Origin of the sequence: Paraburkholderia bengalensis, assembly GCF_037126505.1 — a bacterium.
GTDB lineage: Bacteria > Pseudomonadota > Gammaproteobacteria > Burkholderiales > Burkholderiaceae > Paraburkholderia > Paraburkholderia bengalensis.
In genome coordinates, this window is the sequence record NZ_JACFYJ010000074.1 from 1 (window position 1) to 12,862 (window position 12,862).

Below are 12,862 nucleotides of genomic sequence, written 5' to 3' on the forward strand. Positions count from 1 at the left end.
TGGCGGTGTGAGCGGCTTTCTTTTGCCTGCTTTTCTTTGCCGCTGCAAAGAAAAGTAGGTGCCGCCCCGCACAGGGGCAACGCCTGCGCCGCGAGGCGCTATCGCGGATGCCAGCGAACAGGGCAAGGACACAACGGCAACGCCTGCGCCGCGAGGCGCTATCGCGATGCCAGCGAACAGGGCAAGGACACAACGGCAACGCCTGCGCCGCGAGGCGCTATCGCGGATGCCCGCGCAAAGGGCAAACACACACCGGCAACGCCCGCGCCGCAAATAACTCGCAGACAAAAACCCAACCCCCCCCCTTTCGAGGAGCATTCATGGCAAAGAACACGATTGCAGACTACCTTGCGAAGACGCTCGCGGCAGCAGGCGTCAAGCGCATCTGGGGCGTCACAGGCGACAGCCTCAACGGCCTCGCGTTCAGTCTCGATCAGGTCGGCTCGATCCGCTGGATGCACACTCGCCACGAAGAGGCGGCCGCGTTCGCCGCGGGCGCCGACGCGGCATCGAGCGGTCAACTGGCCGTGTGCGCGGGCAGTTGCGGGCCGGGCAATCTGCACCTGATCAACGGTCTGTACGACTGTCATCGCAATCAGCAACCAGTGCTCGCGATCGCCGCGCATATCCCGTCGACGGAAATCGGACTGGGCTACTTTCAGGAAACCCATCCGACGGAAGTCTTCAAGGAATGCAGTCACTTCGCCGAGCTGGTGATCAACGCGTCGCAGTTTCCGCGCGTGCTCGAACGCGCGATGCGCGCGGCCATCGAGCAACGCGGCGTCGCCGTGATCGTGCTGCCGGGCGATATCGCGTTGAGCGAAGGGCCGTCGCAACCGCCCGTCTGGAATCCGACGGCGCCGTCCGCCATCTTGCCGCCCGACAGCGAGCTTGCCCGTCTCGCGACGATGCTCAATGACTGCGAAGCGGTGACGATCATGTGCGGCAGCGGCGTCGCGGGCGCGCACGACGAAGTGGTGAAGCTCGCGGACACGCTCGGCGCGCCCGTCGTGCACGCGCTGCGCGGCAAGCAGTTCATTGAATACGACAATCCGTTCGACGTCGGCATGACGGGCCTGATCGGCTTCAGTTCCGGCTATCACGCGATGATGTCGTGCGACGTGCTGCTGCTGCTCGGCTGCGACTTTCCGTATCGGCCGTTCTATCCGCCCGACGCGAAGGTCGTGCAGATCGACTGGAAAGGCTCGCAGCTCGGCAAACGCGCGCCGCTTGCGATGGGCCTCGTCGGCACGGTGAAGGAAACCGTCGCCGCGCTGTTGCCCAAGCTCAAGCGCAAGGACGACCGCACGTTCGTCGACATGGCGACGGCGCACTACGAAGAAGCGCGCCGCGACCTCGACGAACTTGCCACGCCCTCCGATCCCGGCGAGGCGATCCATCCGCAGTACCTGACTCGCATGATCGACGAGACCGCGAGCGACGACGCCATCTTCACCGCCGACGTCGGCACGCCGACACTCTGGGCCGCGCGCTATCTGACGATGAATGGCAAGCGGCAATTGCACGGCTCGTTCAACCACGGATCGATGGCGAACGCGATGCCGCAGGCGCTCGGCGCGCAGGCGGCGCATCCGGGGCGCCAGGTGGTATCGCTGTCCGGCGACGGCGGGCTATCCATGCTGCTCGGCGATCTGCTGACCGCGCGTCAGCTCGATCTGCCCATCAAGGTCGTTGTGTTCAATAACAGTCTGCTCGGTTTCGTTTCGATGGAACTGAAAGCAGGCGGCTATCTCGACACGAACGTGGATCTGAGCAAGACCGATTTTGCGCAGATCGCGAAAGGTGCGGGCATTTTCTCGATTCGCGTCGAGGAATCCGAAGAACTGGGCAAGGCGCTGGCTGAGGCGTTCGCGCATCAAGGGCCGGCGCTCGTCGATGTCGTGACGTCCAGACATGAACTCGCGATGCCGCCGACCATCGAGCTGTCGCAAGCGAAAGGCTTCAGCCTCTACATGCTGCGCGCGATCCTCAACGGACGCGGCGACGAAATCGTCGAACTCGTGAAGACCAATCTGCGTTGACGAACGCGAATTGAAACCGGCAGCGCGCAGCACCTCGCGATGCGCGCCGCCTTGCATTGCAGCAACCCCTCATTGCAGTCTCGTTGCAAAGGTCTATAACAGAAGCAGCAGTACGGACCTTCTTCGCGCGGCCAACAATCGAACGAATACAAAACTGGCGTTTTCGCGCCGTGCTGCGCCGCCCGACAGACTCGGGGGTTTTGAGCCAATCAATCGCATACCAACAAAGGCACGCTGCGGCGCGGGAAAGCTGCAGCGCGCGAGTTTCGCGCTTGCATGAGTCGGTCGAAACGATGCGGATGACGCAAGCGCTGACGGGCGTTAGGCGAATTGCGATGCAAGGCATCGCGGTTCGTCGGCATCGAAGGAGTTCGACATGAAGATCCTGATGGCATTACCCGTAGCGGGCGCGTTGCTGCTGGCCGTGCCCGTCGCGACGATGGCAGAGGAGGTGGCGCAGAGCAGCGATGCATCGAAAGCGGCGATGCAGAACAATGCCAATGCCTCCGCGCAGGCGACGACGGACATGTCATACGGCGGAACGATGGATACGCGCACATCGTCGGGCAAGACGATGCAGCATGCGCGCGATTGCGCGACGGGATTGCAATGCAACGTCTACTTCGGCAACTGAGCCGGTGATCGGCCGTCCTGGCTGTCTCTGCAACGCAAACGGCGCGCCATTGGGCGCGCCGTGTCGCATTCGTCGCGGATCATTCGCGGCGCCCAACGCGCGCACGCTCCTGCGCCTGACCGCGGCGGCGCAGGGTCGGTGCGCATCGTTTAGCTACCGAAGTAGATGTTGCAGTAGCTGACGGGCCCGACGCACGCGTTGTTCGACGCGCTGCGCGAAGGCTTGCCCGACGACGACGTACCCGTGAGCGCGACACCGCCGACTGAGTCTTGCGTCTGATTCTGCTTGTCCTGCGCGGCGATTTTCGCTTCCGCGGCCTGGATATCGGCCGGGTAGTAGATGTCGTTCGCGCGGCCCGGCTCATAGCCGGCCTTTTCGACGCGAATCAGATCGGCTCGGACCTCGGCGCGCGTCACGGGACCATTCGATTGGGCGAAGCTCAGCGCGGGAGCGGCGAGTGCGCCGGCTGCAACTGCGAGGCAAACAAAGATCTTCTTCATGATGTCACTCCTCAGTGAGTATGTCGAAACGTCTGGCCCGAATATGCTTCGGTATCCTGATCGATTGGCGTTCGGATCGGGCCGGGATGGTTTGCTAAGAAACGTCGTTAAAGCTGCTGCATCAATTGCTGTGTTACGGCTGTCTGGTCGTGCGCTTTCCGCGAGTCTTGCTTCGATTCTGTTGTCCACATAAGGGAAAACACTGCGGCATCGGATTTCATTCCGCGCCAGCCAAACTTTTTTTTGTTCTGCGCAGGAGTTGTCTTGCGAGCCAGGCCTTCTCAGGGCCATCCGTGGTCGTCCAGCGCTGGATGTAATGTAGTGCGGCGAACGCCTGCGCGCGAGCCGTACGAACGAACGAGCGATGACCAACTTATGTTGCTTTCGCTGTACGTTCGGATGATGAAGCGTCGCCGCCCATCACACCTGCGTTTGACCTCACGTGCCGCACGGATGAACGGGCCATGCGTGAGGCTCACGCATTTCATACCCATGTATGAGAAGCGCTGCTGGCGTCGCGCCGCCTTTCAGTGTTGCAAGGAAAGGCCGATGCCTCTTCGGCGGCCCGCCGCGCCCGGAGCCGGAACGCGCAACGGCGGTGCAAAGCCACCGTGAAATCGCGAACCTGTCTAGTCAGCTGCACCAACCTGTCTAGTCAGTTGCACCAGACTGGCGCCCGATGGCCCGCCGACCACGGTCACCCGGTGAGCGGCAGAAGCCCCGTCGCATCAGGGCTTACCCGAACAATTCAATTATTTTCGGCAAATCCAGTTGCGATCATTTTTGACCTCATGCAGACTTGTCTATACATGTCCAACGCGCGACGAGCGAACGGACCCGTTCAGACAAAAAGGAGATTCGACGTGAAGGTGAAGAAGGCAAACCGCACTATGTTGTCGAAGGTCATCGCCGGCATGGTGTTGGGCGCTGTGGCTATCGCTGGCGCACCGGCTCAGGCGAAGGAATGGAAGTCGGTGACGATCGCGCTGGAAGGCGGTTACGCGCCGTGGAACCTCACGTTGCCGGGCGGCAAGCTCGGCGGCTTCGAGCCGGAACTGGTGGCGAACCTGTGTCAGCGCATTCAGCTGCAGTGCAACCTGGTTGCACAAGATTGGGACGGCATGATCCCTGGCCTGCAAGCGGGCAAATTCGACGTCTTGATGGACGCGATCTCGATTACCCCCGAGCGCGAAAAGATCATCGCGTTCTCGCGGCCATATGCCGCGACGCCCGCGACGTTCGCCGTCGCCGACACGAAGATCCTGCCGAAGGCGTCGCCCAGCGCGCCCGTCGTCAAGCTGACGGGCGACGCGAAGAGCGACCAGCCGACCGTCGACGCATTGCGCAAGCAGTTGAAGGGCAAGACCATCGGCATCCAGTCGGGCACGGTCTACACGAAGTTCATCAACGACGGCTTCAAGGACATCGCGACGATCCGCGTGTACAAGACCTCGCCCGAGCGTGACCTCGATCTGGCGAACGGCCGTATCGACGCATCGTTCGACGACGTCACGTACTACGCCGCCAATGCGGACAAAAAGGAAACGGCACAGATCTCGATGGCGGGACCGAAGATCGGCGGCCCGATCTGGGGTCCGGGCGAAGGCCTCGCGTTCCGCAAGCAGGACGCCGACCTGAAGGCGAAGTTCGACACGGCAATCGCCGACGCGCTGAAGGACGGCACCGTGAAGAAGCTCTCCGACAAGTGGTTCAAGACCGACGTCACGCCTTGAGCGGCGACGGGATGCGCGCGCGGCATCATTCGCGCGCGCTCGCACGACCTGAGTTCCGCTGCGGCGCGAACGGCAAGCGGGCAACAGGTCAATCAACGAAAGCAGGATGAGGAGTAGTTCATGGCTCTGATCGAGACGCTCGGCTTCGGGCAGGAAGGCTGGGGCGGCGTGCTGCTGCTCGCGGCATTGATGACCGTCGCGCTGACGCTCGCGCTGTCGCTGTCGGCGCGGTGTTCGGCGCGATCGTCGCGGCGGCCAAACTGTCGCGCTATCGTTTGGCGCGCGTGCTGGGCGATCTGTACACGACGGTGTTTCGCGGCGTGCCTGAGCTGCTCGTCATCTATCTGTTCTATTTCGGCGGCTCGACGCTCGTGACGACGGTCGGCCAATGGTTCGGCGCAGAAGGCTTCGTCGGCGTGCCGCCGTTCGTGATCGGCGCACTGGCTGTCGGCATGATTTCGGGCGCGTATCAGGCCGAGGTGTATCGCTCGGCCGTGCTTGCCGTGTCGAAGGGCGAACTCGAAGCGGCGCGCTCGATCGGCATGCCGACCATGACGATGGCCCGCCGCATCCTGATTCCGCAGGTGCTGCGTTTTGCGCTGCCGGGTATCGGCAATGTGTGGCAGCTGAGCCTCAAAGACTCCGCGCTGATCTCCGTGACGGGTCTCGCCGAACTGCTGCGCGCCAGCCAGATTGCGGCAGGCTCGACGCATCAGTATTTCCTGTTCTTCGTCGTGGGCGGCGCGCTGTATCTCGTCATGACGGGCATTTCGAACCGTGTCTTCAACCACGCGGAAGCACGCGTGGGCCGATCCTTCCGGCGCAACTTCGCGCGCAACTGACGACGGAGCGCCAACATGTCTTTCGATTTCGACTTCCTGTTCGACACGCTGCGCCAGCTGCTCGGCGCCGTGCCGACCACGCTGGGCCTGTTCTTTTCTTCGCTGGTGCTGGGCGGCTTGCTGTCGCTCGTGATCGTCACGATGCGCGTCTCGCCGCACTGGCTGCCGAACCGTTTTGCGCGTGCCTACATCCTCGTGTTTCGCGGCTCGCCGCTCTTGATCCAGATGTTTCTCGTCTATTACGGGCTCGGCCAGTTCGGCGTGATTCGCGAGAGCTTTTTGTGGCCCGTGCTGCGCGAGCCGTATGTGTGCGCGGTGCTGTCGCTCGCGCTGTGCACGGCGGGCTATACGGCTGAGATCATTCGCGGCGGCCTGATGGCCGTGCCCATCGGACAGATCGAAGCGGGTTACGCGATCGGCCTGTCGGGTTTTTCGCTCCTGCGCCGCATCATCGGTCCCATTGCATTGCGCCAATGCTTGCCCGCGTATTCGACGGAAGCCGTGCTGCTCGTGAAGTCGACGGCGCTCGCGAGCCTCGTCACCGTGTGGGAAGTGACGGGCGTCGCGCAGCAGATCATCCAGCAGACGTACCGCACCACAGAGGTTTTCATCTGCGCTGCGCTCATCTATCTGTTCCTGAACTTCGTCGTCGTGCGTCTGCTCGGCCTGCTCGAACGGAAGCTGTCGCGCCATCTTCGCGCGATGCCCGCGAACGCCGCGCCGCGCGCGATGCCGCCCGCCACCGAAGCACGTCGTGCCGCACCCTGACGCCCCATTCCGGAGAATCCCATGAACGCTACGGCACCCGTTGCACTGTCGGTCAAGAACATCCACAAGTCGTTCGGCGACCATCACGTCCTGAAGGGCATTTCGCTCGACGCGCATGAAGGCGACGTCATCTCGATTCTCGGCGCAAGCGGCTCGGGCAAGAGCACGTTTCTGCGCTGCCTGAATCTGCTCGAAACACCCGACGACGGCAGCGTCGCGCTCGCAGGCGAAACGCTCAAGATGAAGCGCCGCAAGGACGGTAAGCTGCAGCCGGACGACCGCAAGCAGGTCGATCGCATTCGCTCGCAACTCGGCATGGTTTTTCAGAACTTCAATCTGTGGTCGCACATGACGGTGCTGGAAAACCTGATCGAAGGGCCGATGCGCGTGCAGAAGCGCAGCCGCGCGGAAGCCGTCGAAGAAGCGGAAGCGCTGCTCGCCAAAGTGGGCCTTGCGGAAAAGCGCGGGCATTATCCGGCGCATCTGTCGGGCGGTCAGCAGCAGCGCGTCGCGATTGCGCGCGCGCTTGCAATGCATCCGAAAGTCATGCTGTTCGACGAGCCCACGTCGGCGCTCGATCCCGAACTGGTGGGCGAAGTGCTGCGCGTGATGCGCTCGCTCGCGGAAGAAGGACGCACGATGCTGGTCGTCACGCACGAAATGGGCTTTGCGCGTCATGTGTCGAACCGCGTGATGTTCCTGCATCAAGGTCAGACGGAATGCGACGGCACGCCCGACGAAGTATTCGGCGAACTGAAGTCCGAACGCTTCCGGCAATTCGTGTCGAGCCATCATTCGCGCACCACCAATTAACCCGATTCATCACGCAGCTCACGTCATTCGAAAGGCAACATCATCATGGCAGTCATCCGAACCGACCGTCCTCTGAGCTGGCGCGAACTGGCCGCCGTTGCGGCGGGCGAAGCGCTCGTGCTGTCCGAAGCGGCGCGCGCGCGCATCGCGGCGGCGCGCACGCTCGTCGAGCAGATCGTCGAGCGCGGCATTCGCGCGTATGGCGTGAATACGGGCGTGGGCGCCTTGTGCGACGTGATCGTGTCGCCGTCGGAGCAGCGCGCGCTGTCGCGCAACATTTTGATGAGCCATGCCGTGGGCGTCGGCGCGCCGCTCGGCGTCACCGAGACGCGCGCCATCATGGCCGCTGCCATCAACAACTTTGCGCATGGCCACTCGGGCATCCGTCTCGACGTCGCGGATCAACTGGTCGCGTTGCTCGACGCGGACTATATCCCCGAAGTGCCGGCGTTCGGTTCCGTCGGCTATCTGAGCCATATGGCGCACATCGCGCTGGTGTGCATCGGCGAAGGCCACGTGCGTCACGGCGGCGAACGGATCAGCGGCCGCGCCGCGCTCGAGCGGCTCGGGCGTGAGCCTCTCGTGCTCGAGGCGAAGGAAGGCTTGAGCCTCATCAACGGCACGCCGTGCGTGACGGGGCTCGCGGCGCTGGCGCTCGCGCGCGCGGAACGTGTGCTCGACTGGACCGACGCCATCGCCGCGATGAGTTTCGAAAACCTGCGCGGACAGCTCGCTGCGTTCGACGCCGATTCGCTTGCGTTGCGCGTGTCGCCGGGATTGAACCTGGTCGGCGAGCGCATGCGCAATGCGCTCGCCGATAGCGGCATTCTCGCTTCCGTAGTCGGGCAGCGCACGCAAGACCCGCTGTCGATGCGCACGATCCCGCACGTGCACGGCGCCGCGCGCGACGTGCTCGACGCGACGGCCGAAGTCGTGAATCGCGAGCTTGCATCCATCACCGACAACCCGATTGTCGCGGGCACGCCGGATGCGCCGCGTGTCTATTCGCAGGCGCATGCGGTGGGCGCGTCGATTGCGCTGGCGATGGACAGTCTCGCGACGGCGATCGCGCAGGTGGCCGCGATGGCCGAGCGGCGTCTGGATCGCCTCGTGAATCCGCTTGTGAGCGGCTTGCCCGCGTTTCTCGCGCAGCCGGGCGGCACGTGCTCGGGCTTCATGATCGCGCAGTACACGGCGGCATCGCTGGTCGCACAGAACAGGCGGCTCGCCGCGCCCGCGAGCCTGGATGGCGGCATCACGTCGGGCTTGCAGGAAGATCATCTGTGCCATGCGACGCCGGCTGCGCTGAAGGCGCTGGAGATCGTCGACAACACCGGCCGCATCGTCGCGATCGAATTGCTGGCGGCCGCGCAAGGCCTACGATCTGCAGCCTGTCGATGCGCGCGCGCGCGCAATACCGACGCGCTGTGGCGCCGCGTGCGCGCCGTCGTGCCGACATATCGCGACGACCGGCCGCTCGCCGACGACATGGCCGTTGCGTTCCGGATGATCGGCGAAGCCGCGCCGCCGCTGCCGCCGGCCGCGGGTCACGTGCCTTCACCGGCACCCGACGACCATGCGGGCTATGGCGCGCATGCCGCCAACGATTCGACGGCCGCCGCGCATCATGCGCCGCAATCGGCGGCCTAAGCACGCATGCGTTCAACCCACGAGGCCGACGTAGACATGACGATAAACGGGCAACTGGAGACAGCGGAAGAACCATGCGCCGGCGTGCGCGCCGCGCCGGGCAAGGCCATGCCGGCGTACGAGCAGATCAAGCGCTACGTGATCGCGCGGATCGAAGAGGGTGTGTGGAAGCCGGGCGGGCTGATTCCATCGGAAGCGGAGCTGGTGAAAGAGTTCGGTGTCGCGCGCATGACGGTGTCGCGCGCGCTGCGCGAGCTGACCACGGAGCGCGTGCTGACGCGCGTGCAGGGCTCGGGTACGTATGTCGCGCCGCGACACTACGAATCGACGGTGCTCGAAATCCGCAATATCGCCGATGAGATCGCCGCGCGCGGTCATCGGCATACGGCGCGCGTGCTGACGCTCGATTCCAGCGACGATGCGCTCGCGCTCGATGCACTCGCGCTTTCCAAAGGGCCTGTGTTCCATTCGCGCATCGTGCACAACGAAGAGAGCGAGCCGATTCAATACGAAGACCGCTACGTGAATCCGCGCGTGTTTCCCGACTACCTGAATCAGGACTTCACCGTCGAAACACCGAATCACTACATGGTGCGTCTCGCGCCGATCCAGCGCGCCGAGTTCCGCATCTACGCACAAAAGCCGAATGCGCATGTGCGCCGCCATCTGATGATGGAGATCGGAGAGCCGTGTCTGATGCTATGGCGCAGGACGTGGGTTGGCGAGCAGGTCGCGACGTCGGTGCAGCTGTGGCATCCCGCGTCGCGCTTTCATCTGGCGGGCAACGTCTAGCGCGCGTCGGCAGCGCGGGGGCACGGGTGCGGCTTCATCCCGAACCGCGGACTAATTGCCCTCGCCGGGCGTGACGGAGATCGCCACACCTTCCGTGCGCACCACCTGGACCTGATCGCCCTTGTGAATGTTCCTGAGCTGCTCGGGGTCCACCAGCACGTCCATCTTGCCCTGCGGCCCTCGTATCGTGATGTGATTGCCCTGCGCATCAATCGCGACGACATCGCCCACGACCGTCACTTCGCGGCTGATCGCGCCGCCGGGTCTCGCACCTGACGCGGCCGGCTGCAAGATCTGCCGCTCCTGGGAAGAGCGCACGCCCGCCGTTTTCGTGAGGCTCAGCGATCTTGCCTCGTGGTACTGGGTCGTGACCACATCGCCGATCTTGAGCTGATCGAAGTTGCGCACCTGCTCGCCGGCCTTGAGGTCCTGGATGCGTCCGCTCTTGTCCTTGAGCTTGACGCTGCGGGTAGCAGGATCGATCGCGACGACGGTCGCCACGATCGTCGCCGTGCCCGTTACCGTGGTCTTGTCGGCGCCCCGATCGATTTCCACGGATGTTTGAGGCTGGGCGAATGCCGGGCAAGCCATCGTCGCGATGGCCGCCGCGAGGAAATACTGGATCTTCATTGCCGTGCTCCCTGGCCTTTCCGATTTCGACTATCCCTGCCGCTGCGACGTATCGGGCGCGAACCGGCAGCCGAGCCGGTAGCGCGAGCCCGGGTGCACGAAGCGCGCGAACGTCACCGCGACGCCGCTCGTCCACGTGCGGCGCATCAGCGTGAGGCAAGGCTCTTCAGGCGCGATCTGCAGCAAGTCGGCTTCGGCGCGGCTCGGCAGGGCCGCATCGACGACATGCTCGACATCGTGCGCGGGCACGACGCTGAACAAATACTCCGAAGGCCGTATCGTCGAGAAATCCTGCTCGATGAAATCCGGCGCGATAGCGGGATTCACGTAACGGTCTTCGAGCTGGACGGGCAAGCCGTTCTCGCGATGCACGCAGATCACATGAAACACCGACGCGCCCGGTGCCAGCCCCAACGCATTCGATACGTTCACGGGCGCGACTTCACGCTGCGCAAGTAAAGTCTGATAGCTATATTCGTGCCCGCGCGAGCGGATCTCGTCGCCGATATGCGCGATCATCAGCAGCGTCGATTGCGGCTTGGTTTCGGCGACGAAGGTGCCGACGCCCGACACGCGCGTCAATAGCCCTTCATGCGTGAGTTCGCGCAACGCGCGGTTCACCGTCATCCGCGACACGCCGAGCGACGCGACGAGATCGAGTTCCGATGGAATGCGCTCGCCCGCGCGATGCTCGCCCGATTCGATTGCGTGGCGGATGTACTGCTTGACCTGTTCGTACCGCGCGGCCGGCTGCGCGGGAGAGGCCACCGTTGCAGCCGCCGTGATTGCGCGCACATCCGGCTGGCGAGGCCTGCGCGCTTTCGCGTGCGCTCGCGTGCGATGTTTGTCGCGGACGGCGGGGGCGGACATCGGCGCGCTGCGTCAGTCGAGGCGGACGTTCATACCGGGTCCGCGCTGTCCGCGCCGCGCGACCAGAACGCGTTGCGGTCGAAGTAGTTTTGCAGGAACTGGCGCAGGCGCGGCTGGTTCGCGTCGTGAAAGACGTCGTGCGGCTTGCCTTGCACGGCGATGCGTCCCTGGTCGATGAACACGACCTTGTCCGCGACCTGCGCCGCGAAACCCATTTCATGCGTGACGACGGCCATCGTCATGCCGTCGCGCGCAAGCTGCTTCATCACTTGCAGCACTTCGCCGACGAGTTCGGGATCGAGCGCGGAGGTGGGCTCGTCGAACAGCATGATGTGCGGTTCCATCGCGAGTGCGCGCGCAATCGCGACGCGCTGCTGCTGACCGCCCGACAGCTTGGCCGGATACGCGTCGCCCTTGTGCGCGAGGCCGACGGTATCGAGCATGGCGTTGGCGCGTTTCTTTGCATCGTCGCGCGACAGATGCCGCGCGCGCAGCAGCGCTTCCATCACGTTGCCGAGCGCCGTCATGTGCGGCCACAGGTTGAACTGCTGAAACACCATGCCGACATTGCGGCGCACGCGGTTGATCTCACTTTGCGACGCGCGCACGCGCTTGCCGTTGCGCTCCATGTAGCCGAGCAGTTCGCCTTCGATGCGCACGTCGCCGTGATCGTAGGTTTCGAGCGCCGCGAGGCAGCGCAACAGCGTGCTCTTGCCCGAGCCCGACGGTCCGATGATGCAGACCACTTCGGAGCGGTGGATGTCGAGGTCGACGCCGCGCAGCACGTCGACGTCGCCGAAGCGCTTGCGCAGATCGCGCACTTCGATCAGCGGCGACTGGCTGGACTGCGGCGAACCGAGAGTGGAGGAAGCGGGCATGTCGACGAGTGCATTCATGATGAGCTTTGAGTGGCGTTCGGTCTTAGGCCATGAAACGGGCGATGCGCGTTTCCGCCCACATGCCCGCGCGCGACGTGAGTTCGACGAGCGCGAGATAACACACGCACAGCACGAGCAGCGTTTCGACGAACGCGAACGTCGCCGAACCGATGCCCGTCAGCACGAACGTCAGTTCGGGCACCGTGACGATCGACAGCACAGCTGTTTCCTTGCTGAGCACGATGATCAGGTTTGTCAGCGCGGGCACGATCAGCACCAGCATCTGCGGCACCTGGATGCGCAGCACCGCTTGCCAGCGCGTGAGGCCGAGGCATGAGGCGGCTTCGAGATGGCCGCGCGGGATCGATTGAAAGCCGGAGCGGAAAGCTTCGGCGAAATAGGCGCTGCCGTACAGGCCGAGACCGAGCACGCCTGCCGTCAACGGTTCGAGCGTCAGTCCGATGGACGGGCCGCCATAGTAGAGCAGGAACAACTGCACGAGAAACGGCGTGCCGCGAAAGAGCTCGATATACACGCGCAGTATGCCGCGTATCCACTTGCCGCAAAAGAGCTGCAGCACCGCGATCAGAAAGCCGATCAGCAAGCCGATCGCGACGCCTGCGACCCAGGTGCCGAGCGTTGTCGCGAGACCTGCGGCGATCGGCTGCAGATTGTGGGTAATGACGGTGGGATCGAACTGCTGCATCGCC

At 64.0% G+C, this 12,862-nt stretch carries 12 protein-coding genes and 1 pseudogene; 8 read left to right on the forward strand and 5 right to left on the reverse strand.

The genetic code is table 11. The features are described 5' to 3' along the window. Positions 1 to 320: 320 nt before the first annotated feature. Together poxB and H3V53_RS31395 are read left to right on the forward strand one after the other, a co-directional pair. A complete protein-coding gene (gene poxB, locus H3V53_RS31390; RefSeq protein WP_336601162.1) occupies positions 321 to 2,042 on the forward strand; it encodes a ubiquinone-dependent pyruvate dehydrogenase in 1,722 nt (573 codons plus the stop codon). Positions 2,043 to 2,418: 376 nt separating this feature from the next. Then, on the forward strand, positions 2,419 to 2,676 hold the full coding sequence (locus tag H3V53_RS31395; protein WP_054926415.1) for a hypothetical protein: 258 nt from the start codon (positions 2,419 to 2,421) through the stop codon (positions 2,674 to 2,676). 149 nt (positions 2,677 to 2,825) lie between these two features. Here H3V53_RS31395 and H3V53_RS31400 read toward each other — a convergent pair whose 3' ends face one another. After that, positions 2,826 to 3,176: a DUF4148 domain-containing protein gene (locus H3V53_RS31400; RefSeq protein WP_054926416.1), complete on the reverse strand. Its 351-nt coding sequence runs from the start codon at positions 3,174 to 3,176 to the stop codon at positions 2,826 to 2,828. An 890-nt stretch (positions 3,177 to 4,066) separates the two neighbouring features. On the opposite strand from H3V53_RS31400, the gene H3V53_RS31405 reads away from it, so the two are divergent. The 6 genes and pseudogenes from H3V53_RS31405 (at position 4,067) to hutC (H3V53_RS31430) (ending at position 9,774) form a co-directional block, all read left to right on the forward strand. Beyond that, on the forward strand, positions 4,067 to 4,909 hold the full coding sequence (locus tag H3V53_RS31405) for a transporter substrate-binding domain-containing protein (protein WP_336601185.1): 843 nt from the start codon (positions 4,067 to 4,069) through the stop codon (positions 4,907 to 4,909). A gap of 120 nt (positions 4,910 to 5,029) precedes the next feature. Further along, positions 5,030 to 5,751: pseudogene (locus H3V53_RS31410) on the forward strand (ABC transporter permease). A gap of 15 nt (positions 5,752 to 5,766) precedes the next feature. Beyond that, complete coding sequence (locus H3V53_RS31415) at positions 5,767 to 6,519, forward strand: ABC transporter permease (protein WP_336601163.1); 753 nt, start codon at positions 5,767 to 5,769, stop codon at positions 6,517 to 6,519. A gap of 21 nt (positions 6,520 to 6,540) precedes the next feature. After that, positions 6,541 to 7,332, forward strand: a complete 792-nt coding sequence (locus H3V53_RS31420) for an ATP-binding cassette domain-containing protein (RefSeq protein ID WP_054926421.1) — start codon at positions 6,541 to 6,543, stop codon at positions 7,330 to 7,332. Positions 7,333 to 7,377: 45 nt separating this feature from the next. Continuing rightward, entirely contained in the window at positions 7,378 to 8,982 is a 1,605-nt protein-coding gene (locus H3V53_RS31425) for an HAL/PAL/TAL family ammonia-lyase (RefSeq protein WP_336601164.1), read from the forward strand. Between the two features lie 36 nt (positions 8,983 to 9,018). Beyond that, complete coding sequence (gene hutC / locus H3V53_RS31430; protein WP_054926442.1) at positions 9,019 to 9,774, forward strand: histidine utilization repressor; 756 nt, start codon at positions 9,019 to 9,021, stop codon at positions 9,772 to 9,774. A gap of 51 nt (positions 9,775 to 9,825) precedes the next feature. Here hutC (H3V53_RS31430) and H3V53_RS31435 read toward each other — a convergent pair whose 3' ends face one another. Genes H3V53_RS31435 through H3V53_RS31450 form a run of 4 tightly spaced genes read right to left on the reverse strand, consistent with a single transcriptional unit; the run spans position 9,826 to position 12,858 of the window. Then, on the reverse strand, positions 9,826 to 10,404 hold the full coding sequence (locus H3V53_RS31435) for a hypothetical protein (RefSeq protein WP_054926423.1): 579 nt from the start codon (positions 10,402 to 10,404) through the stop codon (positions 9,826 to 9,828). A 30-nt stretch (positions 10,405 to 10,434) separates the two neighbouring features. Then, positions 10,435 to 11,274, reverse strand: a complete 840-nt coding sequence (gene hutC, locus H3V53_RS31440) for a histidine utilization repressor (protein ID WP_336601165.1) — start codon at positions 11,272 to 11,274, stop codon at positions 10,435 to 10,437. A gap of 29 nt (positions 11,275 to 11,303) precedes the next feature. Next, positions 11,304 to 12,170 carry an ATP-binding cassette domain-containing protein gene (locus tag H3V53_RS31445; protein ID WP_054926424.1) on the reverse strand — a complete coding sequence of 289 codons (867 nt, stop codon included), beginning with the start codon at positions 12,168 to 12,170 and terminating at the stop codon, positions 11,304 to 11,306. Between the two features lie 25 nt (positions 12,171 to 12,195). Further along, positions 12,196 to 12,858 carry an ABC transporter permease subunit gene (locus tag H3V53_RS31450; protein ID WP_054926425.1) on the reverse strand — a complete coding sequence of 221 codons (663 nt, stop codon included), beginning with the start codon at positions 12,856 to 12,858 and terminating at the stop codon, positions 12,196 to 12,198. Positions 12,859 to 12,862 lie beyond the last annotated feature (4 nt).

What these genes read in the sequence shown, in the direction of transcription:
- H3V53_RS31435 (WP_054926423.1), bottom strand. Translation starts at nt 10,404, where the DNA reads ATGAAGATCCAGTATTTCCTCGCGGCGGCCATCGCGACGATGGCTTGC.
- hutC (WP_336601165.1), bottom strand. Translation starts at nt 11,274, where the DNA reads ATGTCCGCCCCCGCCGTCCGCGACAAACATCGCACGCGAGCGCACGCG.
- H3V53_RS31425 (WP_336601164.1), top strand. Translation starts at nt 7,378, where the DNA reads ATGGCAGTCATCCGAACCGACCGTCCTCTGAGCTGGCGCGAACTGGCC.
- H3V53_RS31420 (WP_054926421.1), top strand. Translation starts at nt 6,541, where the DNA reads ATGAACGCTACGGCACCCGTTGCACTGTCGGTCAAGAACATCCACAAG.
- poxB (WP_336601162.1), top strand. Translation starts at nt 321, where the DNA reads ATGGCAAAGAACACGATTGCAGACTACCTTGCGAAGACGCTCGCGGCA.
- H3V53_RS31415 (WP_336601163.1), top strand. Translation starts at nt 5,767, where the DNA reads ATGTCTTTCGATTTCGACTTCCTGTTCGACACGCTGCGCCAGCTGCTC.
- H3V53_RS31395 (WP_054926415.1), top strand. Translation starts at nt 2,419, where the DNA reads ATGAAGATCCTGATGGCATTACCCGTAGCGGGCGCGTTGCTGCTGGCC.
- H3V53_RS31405 (WP_336601185.1), top strand. Translation starts at nt 4,067, where the DNA reads ATGTTGTCGAAGGTCATCGCCGGCATGGTGTTGGGCGCTGTGGCTATC.
- H3V53_RS31400 (WP_054926416.1), bottom strand. Translation starts at nt 3,176, where the DNA reads ATGAAGAAGATCTTTGTTTGCCTCGCAGTTGCAGCCGGCGCACTCGCC.
- H3V53_RS31450 (WP_054926425.1), bottom strand. Translation starts at nt 12,858, where the DNA reads ATGCAGCAGTTCGATCCCACCGTCATTACCCACAATCTGCAGCCGATC.
- hutC (WP_054926442.1), top strand. Translation starts at nt 9,019, where the DNA reads ATGACGATAAACGGGCAACTGGAGACAGCGGAAGAACCATGCGCCGGC.
- H3V53_RS31445 (WP_054926424.1), bottom strand. Translation starts at nt 12,170, where the DNA reads ATGAATGCACTCGTCGACATGCCCGCTTCCTCCACTCTCGGTTCGCCG.